The organism is Metapseudomonas boanensis (assembly GCF_018704125.1).
Taxonomy (GTDB): domain Bacteria; phylum Pseudomonadota; class Gammaproteobacteria; order Pseudomonadales; family Pseudomonadaceae; genus Metapseudomonas; species Metapseudomonas boanensis.
In genome coordinates, this window is record NZ_JAGTIS010000009.1 from 14,267 (window position 1) to 28,058 (window position 13,792).

General features: G+C 64.1%; 12 protein-coding genes and 2 pseudogenes. 6 read left to right on the forward strand and 8 right to left on the reverse strand.

Annotated features, from left to right (window positions below; all coding sequences use genetic code 11):
- The first annotated feature begins 64 nt into the window (after window positions 1-64).
- The gene (locus tag J7302_RS16500) at window positions 65-1,483 is read left to right on the forward strand and encodes a sodium:proton antiporter (RefSeq protein ID WP_349814454.1); all 1,419 of its coding nucleotides are present in this window, start codon (window positions 65-67) and stop codon (window positions 1,481-1,483) included.
- Between the two features lie 244 nt (window positions 1,484-1,727).
- Here the strand turns inward: J7302_RS16500 and J7302_RS16505 are convergent, their stop codons facing one another.
- Complete coding sequence (locus J7302_RS16505) at window positions 1,728-2,645, reverse strand: LysR family transcriptional regulator (protein WP_215377140.1); 918 nt, start codon at window positions 2,643-2,645, stop codon at window positions 1,728-1,730.
- Between the two features lie 222 nt (window positions 2,646-2,867).
- On the opposite strand from J7302_RS16505, the pseudogene J7302_RS16510 reads away from it, so the two are divergent.
- Window positions 2,868-3,173 (forward strand): annotated as a pseudogene (locus tag J7302_RS16510) (RBBP9/YdeN family alpha/beta hydrolase); the annotation flags it as partial.
- 33 nt (window positions 3,174-3,206) lie between these two features.
- Window positions 3,207-3,332, forward strand: a pseudogene (locus J7302_RS26570) (diguanylate cyclase); the annotation flags it as partial.
- 60 nt (window positions 3,333-3,392) lie between these two features.
- Here J7302_RS26570 and J7302_RS16515 read toward each other — a convergent pair.
- Entirely contained in the window at window positions 3,393-4,469 is a 1,077-nt protein-coding gene (locus J7302_RS16515; protein ID WP_215377143.1) for a fimbrial protein, read from the reverse strand.
- Window positions 4,470-4,733: 264 nt separating this feature from the next.
- Between J7302_RS16515 and J7302_RS16520 the strand changes: the two genes are divergently transcribed.
- Window positions 4,734-5,315 (forward strand): RBBP9/YdeN family alpha/beta hydrolase, encoded by a 582-nt coding sequence (locus tag J7302_RS16520; protein WP_215377145.1) that lies wholly within the window; start codon window positions 4,734-4,736, stop codon window positions 5,313-5,315.
- Window positions 5,316-5,523: 208 nt separating this feature from the next.
- The gene (locus J7302_RS16525) at window positions 5,524-6,444 is read left to right on the forward strand and encodes a sigma 54-interacting transcriptional regulator (protein WP_215377147.1); all 921 of its coding nucleotides are present in this window, start codon (window positions 5,524-5,526) and stop codon (window positions 6,442-6,444) included.
- Between the two features lie 153 nt (window positions 6,445-6,597).
- Here the strand turns inward: J7302_RS16525 and J7302_RS16530 are convergent, their stop codons facing one another.
- The 6 genes from J7302_RS16530 to J7302_RS16555 form a co-directional block, all read right to left on the reverse strand.
- Entirely contained in the window at window positions 6,598-7,788 is a 1,191-nt protein-coding gene (locus J7302_RS16530) for an MFS transporter (protein WP_215377150.1), read from the reverse strand.
- 287 nt (window positions 7,789-8,075) lie between these two features.
- The gene (gene tcyN, locus J7302_RS16535) at window positions 8,076-8,822 is read right to left on the reverse strand and encodes an L-cystine ABC transporter ATP-binding protein TcyN (protein WP_215377152.1); all 747 of its coding nucleotides are present in this window, start codon (window positions 8,820-8,822) and stop codon (window positions 8,076-8,078) included.
- On the reverse strand, window positions 8,822-9,490 hold the full coding sequence (gene tcyL / locus J7302_RS16540) for a cystine ABC transporter permease (protein ID WP_215377154.1): 669 nt from the start codon (window positions 9,488-9,490) through the stop codon (window positions 8,822-8,824). Before tcyL ends, tcyN begins: the two co-directional genes overlap by 1 nt.
- Entirely contained in the window at window positions 9,487-10,284 is a 798-nt protein-coding gene (tcyJ, locus tag J7302_RS16545; RefSeq protein ID WP_215377156.1) for a cystine ABC transporter substrate-binding protein, read from the reverse strand. The genes tcyL and tcyJ overlap by 4 nt, the downstream gene beginning before the upstream one ends.
- A gap of 115 nt (window positions 10,285-10,399) precedes the next feature.
- Complete coding sequence (locus tag J7302_RS16550; RefSeq protein WP_215377158.1) at window positions 10,400-11,401, reverse strand: D-cysteine desulfhydrase; 1,002 nt, start codon at window positions 11,399-11,401, stop codon at window positions 10,400-10,402.
- 137 nt (window positions 11,402-11,538) lie between these two features.
- Window positions 11,539-12,000 carry a cysteine hydrolase family protein gene (locus J7302_RS16555; RefSeq protein WP_215377161.1) on the reverse strand — a complete coding sequence of 154 codons (462 nt, stop codon included), beginning with the start codon at window positions 11,998-12,000 and terminating at the stop codon, window positions 11,539-11,541.
- 449 nt (window positions 12,001-12,449) lie between these two features.
- Between J7302_RS16555 and J7302_RS16560 the strand changes: the two genes are divergently transcribed.
- Window positions 12,450-13,781 (forward strand): OprD family porin, encoded by a 1,332-nt coding sequence (locus J7302_RS16560; protein WP_215377163.1) that lies wholly within the window; start codon window positions 12,450-12,452, stop codon window positions 13,779-13,781.
- Window positions 13,782-13,792: the final 11 nt, after the last annotated feature.

A 13,792-nucleotide genomic window follows, 5' to 3' on the forward strand; every position in this document is an offset into this window, starting at 1 on the left:
CCTATCCTGTCCTAAGAAGCGCCCCGATATCCGGGGCGCACCGTTGACTGTTCGAGGTCAGCGCGTGTCTGCATCCTTCCTGTGGCGGCCACTGGGTTGGCTGTTACTGTGTATCTGCTGCTTGCCCGGTATCGCCTCGGCTGCCGAGTTCGACGGTGCCCGCCTGGGACTGCTGTGGACGTTGCCGTTCGTCGGTATCCTGCTGACCATCGCGTTGCTGCCGCTGGTGTCGATCAGCGCCTGGCACCGTCATTACGGCAAGCTCACGCTGGGCTGGACCTTGCTGTTCCTGCTGCCATTCACCTGGCAGTTCGGCGCCGAGGCGACCCTCGACCTGGGTGTGCATGTGCTGTTGGCGGAATACCTGCCCTTCATCATCCTGCTGTTCGCGCTCTACACCATTTCCGGCGGAATCCTGGTGTGGGGCAACCTGCATGGCTCACCGCTCCTTAACACCGGCCTGCTGGCCATCGGCACGCTGCTGGCGTCGCTGATGGGCACCACGGGCTCAGCCATGCTTCTGATCCGCCCGCTGCTGCGCGCTAACGACAACCGACGGCACAACGCCCATGTGGTGGTTTTCTTCATCCTCTTGGTGGCCAATGTCGGAGGTGGCCTGACGCCGTTGGGCGATCCGCCTTTGTTCCTCGGTTTTCTCAAGGGCGTGGACTTCTTCTGGACACTGCGGCACATGGCCTTGCCGGTAGGGCTGATGGCCTCGCTGCTACTGGCGTTGTTCTACGTCGTGGACCGGGCGCTCTATCGACGCGAGGGCGAACTCATCGCCCGTGACCCCACACCCGATACGTCATTGCGGCTGTACGGCAAGCTCAACTTCCTGTTGCTGGGCGGTGTGCTGCTGGCGGTGCTGATGTCGGGGCTGTGGAAACCTGGAATCAGCTTCGAGTTACTTGGCTACCGCGTCGAGTTGCAGAACCTGCTGCGAGACGTGGCACTGATCGGCCTGGCTTTGCTGTCGTTGCGGCTGACGCCCAAGCCGGTACGCGCGGGCAATGACTTCGACTGGGAGCCGATGCTCGAAGTGGCGCGGCTGTTCGCTGGCATCTTTCTCTGCATCGCCCCAGCCATCGCCATCCTGCGCGCTGGCAGCGAAGGGCGCCTGGCCTGGTTGCTGGCCAGCGTCTCCGATGCCCAAGGTGTGCCGGTGGACAGCCTCTACCTGTGGATGACCGGGGCGCTGTCGAGCTTCCTCGACAATGCGCCGACCTACCTGGTGTTCTTCAACCTTGCGGCCGGTGACGCCCAGATATTGATGCACAAGATGCCGAGCACTCTCCTGGCGATATCCATGGGCTCTGTGTTCATGGGCGCCATCACCTATGTCGGTAACGCGCCGAACTTCATGGTCAAGGCCATCGCCGAGCAGCGCGGCGTGAGGATGCCGAGCTTCTTCGGCTACATGCTCTGGTCATGCGGGGTGATGTTGCCGGCGATAGCGTTGCTGGACTGGCTGCTGTTCTAGGGGCGCACAGCGACCCCGTCGGAGTCTCGCGCTGGACCTTGCGTTCCGGTTGGCGCATGAGTTGGCTCTGTCGGCGTTCAGTGTTGCAAGTGGCGGCATTCCTTGTAGGAGCGAGCCTGCTCGCGAAAGGGACCAAGAACCCGGCCTCGCCCCGCTCCTATAAGGCTCTCAGTCCGCCCATTGATTGCTGGTAACAGCTAACGCAGACATAGCCAATGAATTCGCCCCTTGAAGGTTCCTGCGCTCAACCTGCGTTGCGCAGGCTGTACATCCGGCACTCGGCGAGCAGCGCCAACAGGTTGGGGTCGCGTTCTTTGGCTTTAAGGAACACGACGCCGATGTGCTGCTGCAGGCGGTAGCGGGCTTGCAGGCGAATCAGCTTTACGCGGTTCTCGTACACCGCGGCGATGCGCCCCGGTAGCAGGGCATAGCCGACGCCGGAGCTGACCATGCTGAGCAGGGTGAAGATGTCGTTAACCTGCATCGCCACCTTGGGTTCGAAACCGGCCTGCTGGAACACCCGCGCGCCGTCGCGGTGGGTGGCGAAGCCCTGGGTCAGGGTGATGAAGGTGGAATCGGCGAGGTCGGCGAGGTCCACCTCGTCCTGGTCGGCGAAGGGCGAGTCGGTGGGCACGGCGAGGAAGATGTCGTCGGAGAACAGCGGCAGCTGCTCGCAGTCCGGGTCGTTCACGCTCTCGTCGAGGGATACCAGGATGGCGTCCAGCTCCAGGTTCTTCAGGCGGTAGAGCAGGTCGACGTTGGAGCCCAGGGTTAGGTCGATATTCAATTCACTGCGGCGCAGCTTCAGGCCCATCACCAGCTGCGGCACCGTCTTCACCGTCAGCGAATAGAGCGCGCCGAGCTTGAAGCGCTCGGCGGAGAAGCCTGCCGCTTCGCGAGTCAGCCGCACCATCTCGACCGTGTCCTGGATCAGCTTCTGCGCCTTCTCTTCCAGCACGTAGGCACTCTCCAGCGGCGTCAGGTTGCGCCCCTCGTGCTTGAACAGCGGGCAGCGCAGGGCGCTTTCCAGAGAATGGATGGCACGGTGCACGCTGACATTGCTGGTGTTCAGCTCCGCCGCTGCACGGGACAGGTTGCCGCTGCGCATGAAGGCGAGGAAGGTCTCCAGCTTCTTCAGGGTCAGTTCTTCGTCGATCTGCATGGGCGCCCGGATTTGTAGGATGGGTGGAGCGGAGCGATACCCATCGAAGACGTGATGGGTATCGCATGGCTCCACCCATCCTACAGGGGGCCGTTACGCCGCACAGGGGGCCCTTAGTGAATAAGCTAATAATGCATAAGTAAATAAATTTGTATTCATTAACGGTTATATAGGGGCCGCCTAGACTGCCATCCATTGAACATTCAGCAAGGAGGGCTCGCCATGCGCAGCCAGGCCATTCGCTACCTGATCCTGCCGGGATGGCAGGGATCGCCGGATGACCACTGGCAGAGCCACTGGCAACGCACCCTGCCCAATGCCAGCCGGGTCGAGCAGGCCGATTGGGAGAACCCGGATCGAGACGCCTGGGTTGCAGCGCTGGAACGCGCCATCGATGCCGAACGCACACCGGCCATCCTGATCGCCCACAGCCTGGGCTGCGTGACTGTGGCCCACTGGGCCGCGTAGTCCGACCCGGACGTGCTGCGCCGCGTGCGCGGCGCCCTTCTGGTGGCGCCGGCGGATGTGTAGCGCCCCGGCTGTCCCGAGCCGCTCAAGGGCTTTGGCGTCACCGTCAGCCAGGGCCTGGCGAACCTGCGTGACGACGGTAGCCTCTACGCCCGTGCCGACGCGGCCATGTACCAGGCCAAGCGTGGCGGCAAGAACCAGATCGTGTTGGCGGAGTGAATCCGGGCGGGGCGATAGCGCCGGCAATCCCTGGATTCCATCCGGCGCCTGACAACCGCCTTACTCGAATTCGAACTTCACCGTGGCCTGGCTCGTGAACTGACCGGGCTCGACGTGTTCTTTCGTCTTGATCGGATAGGCCTCCAGATTGAATTCGCCGCTCTGGTCCGCCTGGCTGAAGGTGAGCGGGATGAGGTGGGACGGCGAAGGCGCCGCGTTTTCAGCCAGGGGAGGCACGATGCGCCCATCGTTCTTCAGGATGATCGCCAGGTCGTTTCTGTCGTTTACCGCGAGGGCGTTGCGCTGTTCCAGGTGATGGTTCCCCTCCAGCGTCAGGTTGATGGCGACCGTATCCGAGATGTTCTTGCACTGGACCTTGAAGGTCCGGGAAACCGTGTGCTGGGGCGACTCACCCGGCGCGGGAAGCTCCCAGGGGGTGAGGTTGCCGAAGTCGATGGTCATGGCCTGCCCGGGCGCCAGCTGGCAACTCTGCGGCACGACGACGCTGCCGCTCATCCAGACGTTGACCATCGGCGGCGCACCTGTCGCACTCGTCCCCTCCATGATTGCCATCAGGTCGAATAGCTTGGTCCGCGGGATGACCGACTCCCCGATGAAGGGCTTGTCGATAAGTAGGTGCAGGCGGCCTTTGCTGCCTGTGGTGAAATGGACGTCGACCCGCCCGTCGCTTCCACATCCGAAAGTTCCCGTTTTCAGGTTGCTGAGCGAGTCAAGTGGCATGGGAACGAACTGCAGCCTCTCCCCGTCGATCCAGACTTCGCTCGCAACCTGGATATTCCGGTTTACCTGGAAGAATTGCCTCTGCTCCCCGTTGACCGCTGCTGTATAGCCTTTTGCAAGGTCGGTCTTCGTCGTGAAGTGGAACTCGGCCGGTATGGTGCCGCCCGGCTTGCTGCAGCTGCAGCTTCCTGGGTAATTGCGGCCCAGGTTCCATTCGTAGGCGTTGGGCATCACTTTCAGGTGGCTGTTTTCCTCTGGCGAGTTGAATGTGGCCTTGAATGAGAAGTCGAAGGCCGGTGCGCCGCTATCGGGGCTGCAAACCCCGCCGTGGGCGAGGCCGGGAATGGCCAGGGCGAGCAGGGCGGGGAGTCGCAGGTATCGGGAATGGATGTTCATCGTGTGCCAGGCCGTTCGTGGTCGTTGGGGCCGCGATTATCGGGGCAACATCCGGGCTTTCTTGGCGCTGGAGAAGGTTTTAGGCGCTTTCCTGCGCAACCTTAGGAAACCCCCTACGAACCACTTCCCGGTGGCGGTGCGAGGCCAAGCGATTCTTATGCGAATAAGCTAATAAGGAATAAGTAAATAAATTCTTATTCCTTAACAGATATATGGCGAGCGCCTAGACTGCCCAGCATCGAACTTCAGCAAGGAGGGCTCGCCATGCGCAGCCAGGCCATTCGCTACCTGATCCTGCCGGGATGGCAGGGCTCTTCCGACGAGCATTGGCAGAGCCACTGGCAACGCACCCTGCCCAATGCCAGCCGGGTCGAGCAGGCCGATTGGGAGAACCCGGATCGAGACGCCTGGGTTGCAGCGCTGGAACGCGCCATCGATGCCGAACGCACACCGGCCATCCTGATCGCTCACAGCCTGGGCTGCGTGACCGTCGCCCACTGGGCCGCACAGTCCGGCCCGGATGTGCTGAGCCGCGTGCGTGGCGCGCTGCTGGTGGCGCCGGCGGATGTGCAACGCCCCGGTTGTCCGGAGCCGCTCAAGGGCTTCGCGCCCGTACCCCGTGCCCTGCTGCCCTTCCCCAGCCTGCTGGTGGGGTCGGACAACGACCATGCCGCCAGCCCTCAGCGGGCGTTGGAAATGGCCCGCGATTGGGGCTCGGAAGCCGCCATCCTCACCGGTGCCGGCCATATCAACGTGAAGTCCGGGCACCACACCTGGGAGCAGGGTTTCGCCCATCTTTATCGCCTGCAGAGCCGCGTCGAGGAAATTGCCCGCAAACGCGCCTGAGAACCTGCCCAGGATCGGCTGCACGTCGGAATAACTGCGTTGAAAACGGCTTCGGGCTTGCTCATTTACAGCTCGTAAACTCCGCGCCCTCAGCCGTTCTCGCCTTGTTCTTCTCTAGCTCGCTCGATCCTGAACAGGTTCAGTCTTTTTAATTTTGTGACGCCAGGGCCCGCTGCTTCGCTGCCTGGGCCCGGCGGGAGATTTCGCCATGAGCAAGGAAACCCCCGGTCAGCCGCTGCTGACCTTCGCCGACGCCGACCGCAGCCCGCTGAGCATTCGTGCCCGGGCGCTGGTCTTTGTCGACCCGCGTTCGCGCCGCCTGCGCGAGGAAATCGAGCAGCTTGCACCCCGCTCCCTGCCGGTCCTGGTGGAGGGTGAAACCGGCACCGGCAAGGAACTGCTGGCACGGCAGATTCACCGCGGCAGCGATCGATCCGGATTGTTCGTGGGGGTGAGCTGCAGCGCGATCAGCAAGAACTTTGCCGAAGCCGAGTTGTTCGGGCATGCGGCCGGCGCCTATAGCGGCTCTGTCAGCAGCCGCGCCGGTTGGTTCGGCTCCGCTAATGGCGGCACCCTGTACCTGGACGAAATCGGTGACCTGCCGCTGCCCTTACAGGTCAAGCTGCTGGCCGCGCTGGAGAATCGCGAGGTGACGCGCGTCGGTGCCCAGCAGCCAACGCCGGTCGACGTGCGTCTGGTGGCCGCCACTAGTATCGATCTGGCCAAGGCAGTGAGCGCCGGCAAGTTCAATGCGCGGCTTTATCAGTACCTGGATGAGGGGCGGGTGGAGCTGCCGCCGCTGCGCGAGCGCCCGGCGGATATCCTGCCGTTGGCCGAGTATTTCCTCGGCATTTATGCCCAGCGCCTGGATCTGCCGCTGCCGCTGATCAGCCCGGCGGCCCAGGCGGCCCTGGAGGCCTACCCCTGGCCGGGCAATACCCGCGAGCTGGAGAACGGCGTGCACTTCGCCCTGCTGGTCAGCGACGGCGACGAGATCCAGCCGCAGCACCTCAACCTGCCGCCCCTGCCGGGCTATGCACAGCTCGCCGTGCAGTTGCGCAGGCTGGCAGCCAACGATGAGGAGCGCGATCACCTGCGGCAGCTGTTCGCCGAGGTGCTGGCGGGGTAGGTGCCGGATTGTGGATGTAGGGTGGACCACGCTTCACCGGTCCACCATTCGAGGTTCGGCAAGGCTCCGACGGTGGATGTGGAAAGCGACATCCTCCCTACGCACTGATGGGTTTCGCTCCGCTCTACCCATCCTACGAAGGGTGCCTTCGGTTCAGTGAAGCTGCCCGGTGGCCTTGAGGTGATCCTTCACCGCGCGCAGGCGCGGCAGCGGCAGGCAGACGAGGATGCTCAGGACCAGTACGCCCGCGCCCATCAGCGGCAGGTTGGCCAGGCCCATGTTGGTACTCAGCCACAGGCCGCCGACGAAGGCGCCGCTGGCGTTGCCCAGGTTGAACGCGGCGTGGCTCAACGTGGCGGCGAGGCTTGCCGATTCGCCGGCCTGCTCCACCAGCAGCAGTTGCAGGGGCGAGGAGATGGCGAAGCTGGCCACGCCCCAGAGGAACAGGCAGCCCAGCGCCAGGGCTGGAATCTGCGCAAAGACGAACAGCCCCAGCAGGCACAGCGTGCTCACGCCGAAGGCCAGCGGCAGCGAGTAGCGGAAGCCCTTGTCGGCCAGGCGCCCACCCAACAGGTTGCCCACGGTCAGGCCGATGCCGAACAGCAGCAGGGCGAAGTTGGCGTGCTCCGGGCTGAAGCCGGAGACATCGCGCAGCAGTGGGCTGATGTAGGTGAACACGCCGAACAGTGCCACCGACGACAGGCTGCAGACGAACAGCGCGTGTAGCACCGGACGCCGCAGGATGCCGTCCCAGGCGCCGGCTGCGTTGGCTTGCGGTTTCGGCGTGGCGGGCAGCCAGAGGGCCTGGGCGAGCAGGGTGAGGAAGCCGAGCGCTGCCACCACCATGAAGGTCACCCGCCAACTGGTGGCCTGGCCGAGCCAGGCGCCTGCTGGTACGCCGAGGACGTTGGCGATGGTCAGGCCACTGAGCACCAGGGCCATGGCCGAGGCGCGTCGATGCGGCGGTGCCAGCTCGGCGGCGAGCAGGGTGGCGCAGCCGAAGAAGCCGGCATGGCTGAAGGCGGTGAACATGCGCATCGCCAGCAGCCATTCGTAGTTTGGCGCCAGGGCGCAGCCGAGGTTGCCCAGGGCGTAGGCGCCCATCAGCCAGAGCAGGGCCTTGCGCCGGGGCAGGCGGCCGAGCAGCGGACCCAGCAGCGGCGCGCCGATCACCACGCCCATGGCGTACGCACTGACCAGCAGGCCCGCGTCGGACAGGCTCACCTGGAGGTCTTTGGCGACCTCGGGCAGCAGACCCATGATGATGAATTCGCTGCTGCCGACGACGAAGCCGCCCAGGGCAAGGGCCAGCAACGGCAGGGAGAGGAGGGTGCTCGGGTTCATGCGGGTTCCGGTGGCGGGGCGGTATTGCGAGGGGCGCGGATTCTACGCGCATTTCCTTGCAGGGGGCTTACCGAGTAGGCCGCCGGTGGGGACAGGCACTGTTGTGGGGGCGAAATCATTGGCTCTGTTGGCGTTAGCTGTTGCTAGCCATCAACGGTCGGGCTGAGAGCCCTGTAGGAGCGAGGGGGACGCCGAGTTCTTGCTTGCGAAATGAGCCCGTTCGCCAGCAAGCTGGCTCCTACAAGGGAGCCAGCCAGTGACAACACTTGACTGGGATAAGGCGAGAATCAGTTACCCAGGAACTTGCTCAGGAACTGCCGCGTACGCTCTTCCTTCGGCGCGCTGAACAGCGCCTTGGCATCGCCTTGTTCGACGATCACGCCCTTGTCGATGAAAATTGCACGGTTGGCCACGTCGCGGGCGAAGCTCATTTCGTGGGTGACGATGACCATGGTGCGATTTTCTTCGGCCAGGCCGCGGATGGTGGCGAGCACTTCGCCTACCAGTTCCGGGTCCAGCGCCGAGGTGGGCTCGTCGAAGAGGATCACGTCAGGCTCCATGGCCAGCGCGCGGGCGATGGCCACGCGTTGTTGCTGGCCACCGGATAGGCGCTTGGGATAGGCATCTTCCTTGCCCGCCAGGCCGACCTTGGCCAGCAGCGCGCGGGCCCGCTCGATGGCGCGCTCGCGGGGCTCCTTCTTCACCACCACCGGGCCCTCGATGACGTTCTCCAGCGCAGTGCGATGGGGGAAGAGGTTGAAGTTCTGGAACACGAAGCCGACGTGCTGGCGCAGTTTGCGGATCAGGCCTTGCTGATGCTTGAGCGGCTGGCTGGCATCGATCTCGATCTGGCCGACCTGGATGCGGCCGCCGCTGGGTTCTTCCAGCAGGTTGAGGCAGCGCAGCAGGGTGGTCTTGCCCGAGCCGCTGGGGCCGATGATGGCGACCACTTCGCCAGGAGCGATATCCAGGTCGATGCCCTTGAGCACGGCCTGGCCCTTGAAGGATTTGGTGAGGTTGCGGACGGTGATCATCAGCTGTCCTGCTCATGCTGGTTGACCCGCGCCTCGAGGCGACCCTGGAAGTGCGACAGCACGGTGGCCAGCACCCAGTAGATCAGCGCGGCGGCCAGGTACATGGTGAAGATCTCGAAGGTGCGCGCAGTAATCAGCTGCGCCTGGCGGAACAGTTCCGGCACCTGGATGGTGGCGGCCAGGGCGGTGTCCTTGACCAGCGAGATGAAACTGTTGCCGAGCGGCGGCAGAGCGGTGCGCGCGGCCTGAGGGAGGATGGCGCGATACAGCGTCTGGGTGCGGCTCATGCCGATGCTGGCGGCGGCTTCCCATTGGCCCCGGTCGATCGAAGCGATGGCAGCGCGAAGGATTTCCGAGGTGTAGGCGGCCATGTTCAGCGAGAAGCCGATCAGCGCGGCGGGCAGGGGTTCGAGCTGGATGCCCAGTTGCGGCAGACCGTAATAGATCATGAACAGCTGGACCAGCAACGGCGTTCCGCGGAAGAACGACACGTAGATGCGTGACAGCCACCGCAGCGCAGTGAAGCCGTAGAGGCGCATCAACGCCAGAACGAAGCCGAGCAGCAGGCCGAAGAACATGCCGCCCAGGCTCAGTACCACCGTAAAAACCGCGCCCTTCAACAGGAAGGGCGCGGAATCCAGCGCAAGTTGCAGGCTGGTTTCGATCATTGGGTCACGTCGGCCTTGAACCATTTCTCGGAAAGTTGCTTGAGGGTGCCGTCGGCCTTCAGCTTGGCGATGGCCGTGTCGATGGCAGTGAGCAGTTCCGGATTGCCCTTGCGCAGCGCAATGCCGGCTTCCTGGCGGGAGAAGGGCTCGCCGGTGACGGCCAGGCGGCCACCCGTCTTCTCGACCATCTCGAAGGCGGCCAGGCGGTCCACCAGAATGGCGTCGATACGGCCCACGTTGAGGTCCTGGAACTTGGTGGGGTCGTCGTCGTAGGTACGGATGTCGGCCTGCGGGACGTTGTCCTTCAGCCACTGTTCGTAGTTGGTACCCAGGCCGACGCCGACCTTCTTGCCAGCCAGGTCGGCGGCGGACTTGATGCCGCCCTCGTCACCCTTGCGCACCAGCGCCTGGATGCCGGAAACGGTGTAGGGGGTGGAGAAGTCGTACTTCTTCTTGCGCTCGTCGGAGATGGTCACCTGGTTGATCACCACGTCCAGGCGCTTGGATTCCAGGGCCGCGAGGATGCCGTCCCACTTGGTGGGCTGGAACTCGGCCTTCACGCCCAGCTCCTTGGCCAGGGCCTCGGCCAGTTCGACTTCGAAGCCGGTCAGCTTGCCGTTCTCGTCCTGGTAGTTGAAGGGTGGGTAGGTGCCTTCGAGGCCGACCTTGATGGCGCCTTTCTGCTGGATGTCTTGCAGCAGATCGGCGGCGGCGCTGTGGCCGACGAAACCGGCGCCGAGCACCAGGCTCAGGCTGCCGAGGATGAAGTGGCGACGCAGGGTTGCGAATGTCATTGGGACCTCACTGGGCAGATGGCTGAAAGTGCGGCAACTCTAGGGAGTTCTTTATATGCAATAAAATAATAAAAAATTATCTATTGCTTATCAAATTGCATAAGAGGCTGATCCGTCAGATCGGCCTCGCAGGATGATAGGCGAACAATGCCGGCGAGCCACCGGTGTGCAGGAACAGCACCGGACCCTCTCCCGCGAACGCGCCTGCGGCCACGCCATCGAGCAGCCCGGCGAACGCCTTGCCGGTATACACCGGGTCCAGCAGCAGGCCCTCGTGGCTGGCCACCAGTCGCACAGCTTCCAGGGTGCCGGCGTTCGGCTCGCCGTAGCGCGGAGCGAAATACTGGTCCCACAGCTCTACCCTGAGGCTGGCCGGCACGTCCACGCCGAGCAGGTCGGCGGTGCGTTGCAGCAGACCTTCCACCTTCGGCCGCTGGGTGGCGTCCGGGCGCGAGACGGTCACACCGACCACGCGGGTACCCGGCAGCGCATGTTCCAGCGCCAAGGCCAGACCCGCGTGGGTGCCGGCGCTGCCCGAGGCCAGTACCACGGCGGAGAAGGTCTCGCCGCTGGCTTTGATCTGCTCGGCCAGCTCCAGGCCGGCGCGCACGTAACCCAGTGCGCCGAGGGCGTTGGAGCCGCCGATGGGCACCAAGTAGGGGCGCTTGCCGGCGGCGCGAAGGCGTTCGCCAGTGGCGGCCAGCAGCTCATCGGCGTTGTCCAGGTTGGCCACCAGCTCCACTTCGGTGCCGAACAGGTCGAGCAGCAGACGGTTGCCGTTGCTCAGGTAGTTGCTGTCACTGGTGCCTATGGGATTCTCCAGCAGGGCTACGCAGGATAGGCCCAGGCGTGCGGCAAGGGCGGCCGTCTGGCGTACATGATTGGACTGGATGGCGCCGGCGGTGACCAGGGTATCTGCACCCGCGGCCAGGGCGTCGGCGGCAAGGAACTCGAGCTTGCGCACCTTGTTGCCGCCGAGGGCGAAGGGCGTGATGTCATCGCGTTTGACGTAGATCGCTCGGCCCAGCTTTTGCGACAGCCGCTCCAACTTCTCCAGCGGGGTGGGCGAGGGGACCAGTTCCAGACGGGGGAAGCGGGAAAGGGCGGCATTGAGCATGGTGGCGGCTCGGAGGGAGTGGCGGAGGCTGCCACTCTAGTGAGCAGGGCGCTGTCAGGCAATTCCGACATGTGCCTTAGTGACGGTACGCCAGCGCAGGTGGCGGGCGAACGTTGTAGGAGCGAATGCATTCGCCCCTACAGCTCCCGGCTGGAAACCAGGTGCCCGAAGTGGTGCCGCCACAGATCGATCCCGAGCTGGCCGGAGCGGTCCAGCGAGGACCCGACGGTGAGGTCGGTGATCAGCGTTGGCTGCAGTCCAGCGTCGAACAGCGCAAAGCCCGCTGCCAGCACGCAGGTTTCGGTCTGGATGCCACACACCAGCACGCGCTCGGGCGCCAGGGCCTTCAGGTGGGCGATGGTTTCCGGTGTCGGAGCATAGCCGTGCTTGATGAAGATCTGGTCGGCGGTGATCAGGCTGTCGTCATCTGGTGCCGGGCTCCAGCCAAGCTGGCGCTGGAAGGGCGTGCGGCTTTCATCGTGTCGCTCCACTGTAGCCACTGACGGCATGGTGCCAAGTAGCAGCCGAATGCCTTCGACCAGCCAGTCGGGCGGTGAAAAAGACGGTTGAACGTCGATGACGAGAAGGACCTGGCGCATGCCTTTCCTGCTGGGTTGGCTAGAGGTCGGTGTGGATTCTACAGGGTTCGTGGCGCGGATGAGCTCGGGGGTGCGTTGGGTCATGCTGGTCCGCGCCTGGATGTGCCGATGCGGGCGTCGCAGCGGGATGCGCTTAAGTCGTGCGGTGGGCCAGCGTGTGAGGATTGAAACAGTTTCGGGGATTGGCCTAGGCGTCTGTGGGGCGGATTTCGAGACGGAGAATGGCTGCTCTAATATTCTATTTTGGTCTTAAAAAGTGAAAAATAATTCTTTTTGAGAATTAAAATTCCCTTCTAAATTGGTGGCCAGCCGACAGCGGACCGCCGCATCGCATTCGCACCGGAGCCTGGATAACGACAGTGGCTTCGAGGTCACGCAGCGGCGCGCGGCGTCTGCTCCTGCTCCGGGCGATCACGACTTTTTAAAAGACCGCATTTGGAGCATTCCGCATGAAGACTTCTTCCCTGGCCCTGGCTGTCGCCCTGGGTGCCCTGACTCAACACGTCACCGCCGGTGGTTTCATCGGGGACAGCAAAGCCAGCCTGGCCCTGCGCAACTTCTACATCAACTCGGATAACCGCGAAGGCACGGCGGCGCCCTCCAAGCAGGAGGAGTGGGGCCAGGGCTTCCTGTTCAACTACGCCTCGGGCTACACCGAAGGCACCGTCGGCGTCGGTGTCGACGCCCTCGGCCTGTTGGGCGTGAAGCTGGATTCCGGCAAGGGCACCCACTTCAACCCCACCAGTGCCAACTATGGCGGCACCGTGTTCCCCACCGACGAGGACGGCCGCGCCAAGGACGACTTCGGCAGCCTGGGCGTGACCGGCAAGCTGCGCTTCTCCAAGACCGAAGCCCGCCTCGGCACCCTGCTGCCGAAGCTGCCGGTGGTGACCTACAACGACGGCCGCCTGCTGCCGCAGACCTTCGAGGGCGGCCAAGTGACCTCCAGCGAGATCGCCGGCCTGACCCTGGTCGGTGGCCAGCTAGAACACGCCAAGGGGCGTAACTCCAGCGACGCCCGCGGCCTGTCCATCGCCGGGGCGAACAACGCCCGCACCGGCCAGTTCGTCAACAAATTCTATTTCGCCGGCGGCGACTACAAGGTCAGCGACAACCTGCTGGCGCAGTACTACTACGGCAACCTGGAAGACTTCTACAACCAGCACTTCGTCGGCCTGACCCACAACTGGGCGCTGCCGGTGGGCGCGCTGAAGTCCGACCTGCGCTACTTCTACAGCGACTCCGACGGCAAGAACGCCAGCGCCGCCGGCCGCCGCGAAGGCTTCCGCAGCGCGGGCAACTGGGCGGCCAACGACCCGGACCGCTTTGAAGTGGACAACCGCACCTGGAGCGCCTTCTTCACCTACAGCCTCGGCGGCCACGCCGCGAGCCTGGGCTACCAGCAGGTGTCCGGCGACAGCGCCTTCCCCTTCCTCAACCAGGGCGACGGCGCCACCGCCTACCTGATCACCGACCGTCAAATCGGCAAGTTCGCCAGCGCTGGCGAGCGCACCTGGGTGGCGGAGTACGGATACGACTTCGCCAAGGTCGGAGTACCGGGGCTAAAGGCAACCGCGACCTACCTGAAGGGCAGCCAGATCGAGACCCAGGGCAGCGACCAGGACGAGTGGGAACGCGACCTGCGCGTCGACTACGTACTGCAGGGAGGCCCTCTCAAGGGGTTGGGTGCTTCCTGGCGCAACGCCTCTCTGCGCAGCGATGCAGTACGTGACCAGGATGAGAACCGGTTGATCCTCAGCTATACGCTGACCTTGCTGTAACAGGGGCCGGC